We start from the raw sequence: 7,621 nt of genomic DNA on the forward strand, positions 1-7,621 counted from the left end.
AGAGCCGGAGCACTCACGCTCCCAAGGCAACGGAGCAGTGATGAAGCAGCGTGACGACTGGCATCTTACCGAACGCGTCATGCATGAAAATGGCCGCGGCGACCCTTTTGCCGCCGCTATTCGCGGCACGCGGATGCCCATGGTCATCACGGACCCGCGAAAGGACGATAATCCGATCGTATTCGTGAATGAGGCGTTTCAGAAGCTGTCGGGCTATGGCGTCGATGAAATCCTTGGGAGGAACTGCCGTTTTCTTCAGGGGCCGGACACCAGCAGCGAAACCGTAGCCATCATCCGAAACGCCTTGGCGGCTGAAGAAGCCGTAAGCATCGATATCCTGAATTACCGGAAAGACGGATCGGCCTTCTGGAACGCCCTGTATATCAGCCCGGTTCGTGGTGACGACGGAATCGTCCAGTTCTTCTTTGCCTCGCAGCTTGACGTCACCGACCGAATCGAGGCGCAACGGCAAATAGCCGACCAGAAAATTGAGGTGGAAAAGCAAGTCCGCGCCCGTACTCTGGATCTTCAGGAGGCGCTGGAGGAGAAAACGCTGCTCCTCCACGAAGTCGATCATCGGGTTAAGAACAACCTGACGATGATAGGCGCGCTGCTTCGCCTCCAGTCGCGCACGCTCGGCGATCCAAAGTTGCAGCAGGCGCTTGAGAACATGCTGGAGCGGATAGACGCACTCGCGGTAGTTCATCGTCGCCTATATCAGTCCGATGACATTACGCAGTTCGACATCGGCGCGTTTGCGGCAAACCTCGCCAGCGATGTGCTGGCGTCGATGGGGCGCAAGGATATCGCACTGGTTCAGGATGTCGATCCTGCATTCATACCTGCGAGCAAGGCGTCCGCGACCGGCCTCATCCTGAATGAGATTATTACCAACGCCGTCAAACATGCCTTTGTCGATGGACGCTCAGGCACTTTGGGATTGTCGGTGAAGCAGCGTGACGGGGCGGTGTTCATTGAACTGCAGGACGATGGCGCGGGCTTCGATCCGTCCGAAACGCATGCTTCCTCGATCGGCCAGTCGCTCGTCACGCGTTTGTCTCGCCAGATCAAGGCAACGACCGAGTGGCATAGCGATTCAGATGGCACCCGTGTGTCGGTCACGTTCCCTGCAGCGGCAGGTTAGGATAGTATCCAGATGGCTTACCATGTTCCCCCGTTAAACATTCTCATCGTGGAGGACGAAGCCCTGCTGGCCATGGATATAGAAGCCATGATCCTCGATAGCGGCCACTGCGTGATTGGGGAGGCGGCGTCATTGCGAGATGTCCTTGCCTTGGACCTTCCCGCTTCGCCTGACGTGGCGTTCGTCGATATTCAGCTCGATGGATCGAGCGGGCTGGATGTCTGCACGCTCATACAGGAACGGTGGTCAGCCACCGCGGTGGTGTTCGTTACTGCCAATCCAAAGAAGATTCCCGATGACTTCTGTGGCGCGCATGGCGTGATTCCAAAGCCATTCAGCCGGGCGGGCCTGATGTCGGCCATGCGCTATATCGAAGACGGAATCTGCGATCCGCCGCCTGCGTCGGCTCAACCCTCCAGCTTTCTCGCGTCTCCCAAGCTGGCCCGCGCCTGGGCCTGATCGAGACTGAGGCGTTAGTGATTGTCGCGGGGTAGCCCCATGGTTTGCGCAACCCTTTGATATTTCTCGGCGCCTTCCAGGATCGCGCCGCTGTCCATCTGGCCGACGAGCGCCCGCTGGATCTCCTGCCAGGGCGTTTGCGAAGCAGGATAGGCATAGCCTCCCCGCGCCTCCAAAACACGCTTTCGATCCTCCAGTTCATCGTCCGGAATCAGCACGTCTGCCGTACCTTTATTCAGATCGATGCGAACCCGGTCGCCAGTCTTCAGGAGCGCAAGACCGCCCATCGCTGCAGCTTCGGGACTTGCGTTCAGGATCGAGGGACTGCCGCTGGTGCCGGACTGACGGCCATCGCCAATGCAGGGCAGGGCGTGGATGCCTTCAGTGATCAGATAGGATGGCGGGCGCATGTTCACGACTTCGGCAGCACCCGGATAGCCAATGGGCCCCGCGCCGCGCATGAACATCAGCGTCTCGGGTGTGATGCGTAGCGTGGGATCGTCGATGCGGTGATGATAATCCTCCGGCCCGTCGAACACCACGGCGGGGCCTTCGAACGCGTTTGGATCATCGGGATTGGAAAGGTAGCGTTCGCGAAATGCCTCGTCGATCACGCTGGTCTTCATGATCGCGGCATTGAACAGATTGCCCGACAGCACGAGAAAACCCGCATCTTTCTTCAAAGGCTGGTCGAAGGGACGGATGACCTTCTCGTCCTCGATTGTCGCATTGCGGCAGTTGTCGCCAATGGTCTTGCCGTTGACCGTAAGGGTATCTTCGCGGATCAGGCCCTGGCCCATCAACTGCGCAACCACGGCGGGAACGCTGCCCGCGCGGTAGTAATCCTCGCCGAGATACTCTCCGGCGGGCTGCAGGTTGACGAGCAACGGCACTTTATGCCCCTGCGTTTCCCAATCCTTGAGCGGCAGATCGACTCCGATGTGGCGGGCGAGCGCGGCGAGATGAATCGGCGCATTGGTCGAACCACCGATTGCCGAGTTCACGACGATCGCATTGTGGAACGCATCGAGCGTCAGGATGTCGGAGGGCTTCAGGTCCTCCGCCACCATCTCCACGATGCGCTTGCCGGTATGATAGGCCGCTTCCTGACGGTCTCGGTAAGGCGCCGGAATCGCAGCTGTGCCCGGCAACATCATGCCCAGCGCTTCGGCCAAGCTGTTCATGGTGCTTGCCGTGCCCATTGTATTGCAGAAGCCGGTGGAGGGCGCAGAGGAGGCGACCAGCTTTATGAATCCTTCGTCATCGATCTCGCCAGTGGCCAGCATCTGCCGCGCCTTCCAGACGATGGTGCCGGAGCCTGTGCGCTCGCCCTTGTGCCAGCCGTTCAGCATAGGGCCTACGGACAGCGCGATGGCGGGAATGTTCACGGTCGCTGCGGCCATCAGGCACGCCGGCGTCGTCTTGTCGCACCCCGTGGTCAGGACAACGCCGTCCAGCGGATAGCCATAGAGAGCCTCGACCAGGCCAAGGTACGCCAGATTGCGGTCCAGTCCTGCTGTCGGGCGTTTGCCCGTCTCCTGAATAGGATGCACCGGAAACTCCAGAGCGATGCCACCCATTTCCCTGATGCCTTCGCGGATACGCTCTGCAAGGACGAGATGGTGGCGGTTGCAGGGCGACAAGTCACTGCCGGTCTGCGCGATGCCAATGATCGGTTTACCCGAACGCAGCTCATCAAGGCTCAGGCCGAAGTTCAGGTAACGCTCCAGATAGAGGGCCGTCATGTCGATATTGTCAGGATTATCGAACCACGCGCGCGAACGCAGCTTAGGGGGAGGAGTGTCTTTCATGGGAGATCCATCAGGGGCGAGTTGAGAGGCGGTAGATCATCACGTGGCGGTAAGGCTTGCCGGGATCGACCCGAGCGGATGGGAAGGCAGGCTGGTTCGGGGAGTCCGGAAATTTCTGCGGCTCCAGCGCGATACCATCGCCCATCCGATAGAGATGGCCCTTCTTTCCGACATAAGTGCCATCCAGGAAATTGCCGGTGTAGAATTGCACGCCCGGTTCGGTGCTAAGCACCTCTAGTACGCGGCCCGATTGTGGGTCCTCCAGCTTCGCCACCAATTCCGGTGTCTGGGTAAGTCCCTTGTCGAGCGCAAAATTATGATCATAGCCTTGGCCGAAGCGGATCTGCTCGTCACGTCCTTCACGGATACCGTCGGCTAAGCGGCGGGGCTGCCGGAAGTCGAAGGGGGTGCCTTCCACGGGGCGAAGTTCGCCGGTCGGAATTAGGCTTGGGCCGACAGGCGTATAAGCCTCGGCGGGGATCGTGAGCAGATGACCGGTCGCGCCCTCGGGCGATCCCTCTCCAGCGAGATTGAAGATGGCGTGATTGGTCATGTTGACGATGGTTGGCTTGGTCGTCTTGGCGTCGAAGGCGATGGTCAACGCGCCCGTCTCGTCGAGCGAATAGGTCACGGTTGTATCCAGGCGCCCCGGATATCCTGCGTCGCCATCCGGGCTGGCGTAGCTTAACACGACGCTGGCAGTTGGACCCGACTTTGTTGAAACGACCTTCCACACGACCTTGTCGAAACCCTTGCCGCCGCCGTGGAGGGAGTTTGTCTGGTCATTTAGTGGCAACTGATAAGACTTGCCGTCAAGGAGGAAACGCCCCCCGGCAATGCGATTGGCATAGCGACCTACGGTGACGCCAAAGTAGTTTGGATAATCGACGTAGGAAGCAAGATCGTCATAGCCCAAGAGGACATCAGCGGGTTCGCCCGCCTTGTCGGGACCGATCAGAGACTGCAATGTTGCCCCATACGTCAGTATCGTTGCGGAGATGCCATAGCTGTTGGATAAAGTGATAGTCTCGACAATCGTGCCATCAGCCAGCGCTCCGGCGGTCGCTCGCTGCGTCTCAGACGCTCCTGCTGTCGTCGACGTCATCGGTGCTGCTGCCAAACTTGTTGCGACATAGATCGTGTCACTCCCTCTCTTCATCCCTCCTCATCCGTCAAAGTCTTCGACGGGAGGGCGCGCCTTATGGTCCGGCTCTGACATCGCTTACTCCGTAGCCTCGATTTCCGCCGCCTAACTGGCTAACGCATAGGTTATCGGCGCTCACTCGGGATCACCAGCGGCATTACGCTGCTCCAGGTTGCTGCAAATCTCGTTGTCGCTGTTGGGAGAAATTTGGAGACCGTGTCATCAGGGCTGAACCTGATCCCGGCGTTCAAGCATTGCAAACCTCGACGCACGCCACTTCAAGTATGATATTTTCCATCCGGCGGGGGACATCCATATTCACCTCGTCGCCAGGGTGACATCGTCCTTCTCCGATACCATTCCAGAGGAAGATCTGTGACATGTTCGAGAGCGAAGCCCCACCATCCACCTTGTCCTTGCGCAACCCTCTGGCGCGTGCCTCTGAAACGCTGGTTGCCGTTAAGGCGCTCTAGGACATGGACCCGATCCGCATAGCCGTGGTGGGCATGGGCAAGATAGCACGCGCCCAGCATCTGCCCGCGATCCACGGCAACAGAGCCTTCGTCCTGGCCGCTACCGTCAGCCCGCACGATCCGGGCGAGGCAGGCATTCCCCATCACGCCAGCCTGGATTCTTTGCTGGCAGAAGGGCCTGCGGTCGACGCGGTCGCCCTATGTACGCCGCCCCAGGTTCGGTACGATCTTGCCGCGCAGGCGCTCGCCCGCGGCATCCACGTTCTCCTTGAAAAACCGCCGGGTGCTTCTCTTTCGGAGGTCGCGGCCCTCGAGGCACAGGCACAGAAGACCAATGCGACCTTGTTTGCTGCATGGCATTCCAGATTTGCGGCGGGTGTCGCACCGGCGCGTGCCTGGCTAGCGGAACGGCGGATCGACACAGTCAAGATCGTATGGCGCGAGGATGTCCGCGTATGGCATCCGGGGCAGGCATGGATATGGGAACCGGGCGGTCTTGGAGTCTTCGATCCCGGCATCAATGCTCTTTCCATCGCGACGTACATCCTGCCGCGTCCGTTCTTCCTCAAGGCTGCGACGCTGTCGATACCGGCCAATCGCGCTGCGCCAATTGCAGCCGACATGGAGTTTCGCGATACGGCAGGGGTTTCGATCAGCATGGACCTGGACTGGCGGCAGACTGGCCCGCAAAGCTGGGACATTCTAGTCGAAACAGACGCGGGGCAAGTCAAATTGTCGAAAGGCGGGGCAGTGCTCTCCCTTCCGACCGGAACCGAACATAACGAAGATCGTGAATATCCGGGCCTTTACGACCGGTTTGCAACCCTGATCCGTGGCCGACGAAGCGATGTGGATATCAGTCCGCTACGTCTGGTCGCAGACGCCTTCCTGCGCGGCCGTCGCGAAACGACCGACGCGTTTCACGATTGAAAGTGGAGCGAAGATGCTTGCTTCCCTGCGCAAAGCCGCTGTTACATCATTGCATTTCGCTGCGGCCAGAGCGGCGCCCTCCAAAGCTCAGACAACTAGGGGTGAAGGTGCCAGCGTTACCATGCGCCCCAATCGCGCAAAGATGTTGGCACTGGCTCGGATGGTGAACGTTTTGCGGGCCATGTTTCTGACTGAAGGCAAGAAATTACTGCTACCCCATGGGTTTTGGAGTGTACAAGCGGCTCTAGTCCGTCCTGGTGCTTGACCTGCAGCAATCAGAACCAATGCCCTGGATGGTACACAGCACAGATCCGCTGCGAAGATCGGAGCGTTGAGGACGGTGCTCCGGTTTTGGCGGGGCTGCAAAAGCGGAAGGACAGGCAGCATGATGATCGACGATATACTGGCGCTGGGCGCACCGCCCATCATGGCCATCTTGCGCGGAGTACGTCCCGACGAGGTTTCCAGGATCTGCAGAGCTCTGATAGACTCGGGGATCCGTTTGATCGAGGTGCCGTTCAACTCGCCGAAGCCGGCGCAAAGCATTGCAAAAGTGACGCGTGAGTTTGCGGGCGACGCTGTGATCGGCGGAGGCACCGTCCTGACGCGCAATATGGTGGATCAGCTTGCCAATGCAGGTGGGGAATTCATGGTGTCCCCGAACACAAATCCCGATGTGATTGGATATGCAGTGGCATCCGGGCTGGAGCCTGTTCCCGGCTTCCTGACTCCCACCGAAGCATTTGCGGCTGTGGAGGCGGGCGCGCGGCGGCTCAAGATATTTCCCGGCTCTGCCTTTGGGCCAGCCTATCTTTCAACACTGCGCGACGTGCTGCCACATGGGATAGGACTTTGGGCAGTCGGTGGTGTGGGCGCCGAGAACCTTTCCGAATGGCGAGGCCGACAGGTTGACGGCATCGGCGTCGGAGGTGCGCTTTACAAAGCGGGCGACACCGCCGAGTCTGTCGGCGCAAAAGGGGCTCAGTTGGTGTCCGCTTGGAACGCAACGTAGCAATAGGAGACCAGAGCGAAGGCGTGAGGCCGTATAGATAGTTCTGTTTACTAGCATTAGCGCCTTGGCTCTCGCCAGTGCCGGCGACGCTTCGTTGCGAAAGTTGCCAGAGTTCGCAGTTGATAATCGAGCGATTCTGTTCAGGCCGCCTGCCTTTGCCTCGGTGCTCGGGCTCGATCGGCTACACGTCCTTCAAAGTACGCCATTTTTCTTCGGATAGGTCAGTGTGGCTTAAGCCTGCCTTCAAAAGGAAGCCGTGAATCGCTCCTTATTTTCGGCGTCTACCGCAACTCGCCCATGCCAGGCGGGCGGTGCCACCGGCAGCCTATCAGCGGATTTCATGAAAAATTATCATGAAATTGCGAGTTATCTTCGCTCGGCTAAATGGCCGATAGTTGGCAATCAGGTAGGATAATCGACGTGGAGTGCGCAATAGACCGCCGGCGGTCTTAACGCGGGCTATTGCGACCACAGTGAGGGAGAGGCACTTGTACCCATTTACGTCTGATGTTTTTGCAGCCCGCAATCATTGGTACGTGGCCGCATTTTCGAGAGAAGTCACTCGGCAGCCTGACCGGCCCCCACTGAGTGGTCCGTGCTGATTGTTAGTGCATTATCGCCTCCGTTGCCATTGCCGCCTGGAGGTGG

Annotated in this window: 6 protein-coding genes; 4 read left to right on the forward strand and 2 right to left on the reverse strand. The window is 59.2% G+C overall.

What is annotated here, in order from left to right; all coding sequences use genetic code 11:
• Positions 1-40 precede the first annotated feature (40 nt).
• Both QHC67_RS06325 and QHC67_RS06330 read left to right on the forward strand, forming a co-directional pair.
• Entirely contained in the window at positions 41-1,144 is a 1,104-nt protein-coding gene (locus QHC67_RS06325; protein ID WP_319292503.1) for a histidine kinase dimerization/phosphoacceptor domain -containing protein, read from the forward strand.
• Between the two features lie 12 nt (positions 1,145-1,156).
• Positions 1,157-1,603, forward strand: a complete 447-nt coding sequence (locus QHC67_RS06330; RefSeq protein ID WP_319292505.1) for a response regulator — start codon at positions 1,157-1,159, stop codon at positions 1,601-1,603.
• Positions 1,604-1,617: 14 nt separating this feature from the next.
• Here the strand turns inward: QHC67_RS06330 and QHC67_RS06335 are convergent, their stop codons facing one another.
• Positions 1,618-3,414: an IlvD/Edd family dehydratase gene (locus tag QHC67_RS06335; RefSeq protein ID WP_319292507.1), complete on the reverse strand. Its 1,797-nt coding sequence runs from the start codon at positions 3,412-3,414 to the stop codon at positions 1,618-1,620.
• A gap of 10 nt (positions 3,415-3,424) precedes the next feature.
• On the reverse strand, positions 3,425-4,519 hold the full coding sequence (locus tag QHC67_RS06340) for an aldose epimerase family protein (RefSeq protein ID WP_319292509.1): 1,095 nt from the start codon (positions 4,517-4,519) through the stop codon (positions 3,425-3,427).
• 515 nt (positions 4,520-5,034) lie between these two features.
• Here QHC67_RS06340 and QHC67_RS06345 point away from each other — a divergent pair.
• Together QHC67_RS06345 and QHC67_RS06350 are read left to right on the forward strand one after the other, a co-directional pair.
• A complete protein-coding gene (locus QHC67_RS06345) occupies positions 5,035-5,961 on the forward strand; it encodes a Gfo/Idh/MocA family oxidoreductase (RefSeq protein WP_319292511.1) in 927 nt (308 codons plus the stop codon).
• A 385-nt stretch (positions 5,962-6,346) separates the two neighbouring features.
• Positions 6,347-6,973 (forward strand): 2-dehydro-3-deoxy-6-phosphogalactonate aldolase, encoded by a 627-nt coding sequence (locus QHC67_RS06350; RefSeq protein ID WP_319292513.1) that lies wholly within the window; start codon positions 6,347-6,349, stop codon positions 6,971-6,973.
• Positions 6,974-7,621: the final 648 nt, after the last annotated feature.

This window comes from Sphingobium sp., assembly GCF_033795625.1.
Taxonomy (GTDB): Bacteria; Pseudomonadota; Alphaproteobacteria; order Sphingomonadales; family Sphingomonadaceae; genus Sphingobium.

Bases quoted from the DNA above. Each gene is read 5' to 3' on its own strand.
- QHC67_RS06325 (WP_319292503.1), top strand. From the start codon at position 41: ATGAAGCAGCGTGACGACTGGCATCTTACCGAACGCGTCATGCATGAA.
- QHC67_RS06330 (WP_319292505.1), top strand. From the start codon at position 1,157: ATGGCTTACCATGTTCCCCCGTTAAACATTCTCATCGTGGAGGACGAA.
- QHC67_RS06335 (WP_319292507.1), bottom strand. From the start codon at position 3,414: ATGAAAGACACTCCTCCCCCTAAGCTGCGTTCGCGCGCGTGGTTCGAT.
- QHC67_RS06340 (WP_319292509.1), bottom strand. From the start codon at position 4,519: ATGACGTCGACGACAGCAGGAGCGTCTGAGACGCAGCGAGCGACCGCC.
- QHC67_RS06345 (WP_319292511.1), top strand. From the start codon at position 5,035: ATGGACCCGATCCGCATAGCCGTGGTGGGCATGGGCAAGATAGCACGC.
- QHC67_RS06350 (WP_319292513.1), top strand. From the start codon at position 6,347: ATGATGATCGACGATATACTGGCGCTGGGCGCACCGCCCATCATGGCC.